Source organism: Paenibacillus oryzisoli (genome assembly GCF_050467285.1).
Classification (GTDB): Bacteria; Bacillota; Bacilli; order Paenibacillales; family NBRC-103111; genus Paenibacillus_E; species Paenibacillus_E oryzisoli_A.
Map to the genome: position 1 here is coordinate 1 of NZ_JBCMUN010000039.1, position 827 is coordinate 827.

The window sequence follows — 827 nt, forward strand, 5'->3', positions numbered from 1 at the left end:
TCGAACGGCACGGCGGTCACCGCCATACCGGACACACACTACCACTTCGTGAAGTGGAGTGATAATGTAACGACGGCAACGCGCACCGAAACTGGGGTCACAGGGGATCTGAATGTAAGTGCGATTTTCGCGTTGGACACGTACACGCTGACGTATACGGCGGGAACGAACGGCACGATAACGGGTGCGTCTCCGCAGACGGTCGGCTATAACCTGAGCGGGACGGCCGTGACCGCAGAGCCGAACACCGGCTACCATTTCGTGAACTGGAGTGATGGCAGTACGGATGCGACGCGCACCGATACGAACGTAACGGCGGACAAGAGCGTAACGGCCAACTTTGCCATTAACGAATATACCTTGACCTACACAGCGGGAGCGAACGGTACACTGTCGGATACGACCCCGCAGACGGTTGAACACGGCTCGGACGGCACAGCAGTCACCGCCATACCGGACACACACTACCACTTCGTGAAGTGGAGTGATAATGTAACGACGGCAATGCGCACCGACACTGGGGTCACAGGGGATTTGAATGTGTCGGCGATTTTCGCGTTGGACACGTACACGCTGACGTATACGGCGGGAACGAACGGCACGATAACGGGTGCGTCTCCGCAGACGGTCGGCTATAACCTGAGCGGGACGGCCGTGACCGCAGAGCCGAACACCGGCTACCATTTCGTGAACTGGAGCGATGGCAGTACGGATGCGACGCGCACCGATACGAACGTAACGGCGGACAAGAGCGTAACGGCCAACTTTGCCATTAACGAATATACCTTGACCTACACAGCGGGAGCGAACGGTACGCTGTCGGATAC

1 protein-coding gene is annotated in these 827 nt (G+C 57.9%); it reads left to right on the forward strand.

What is annotated here, in order from left to right:
- Positions 1 to 827: InlB B-repeat-containing protein (locus ABE504_RS32740; protein WP_430096900.1), on the forward strand; the 827-nt coding region annotated here is incomplete at both ends.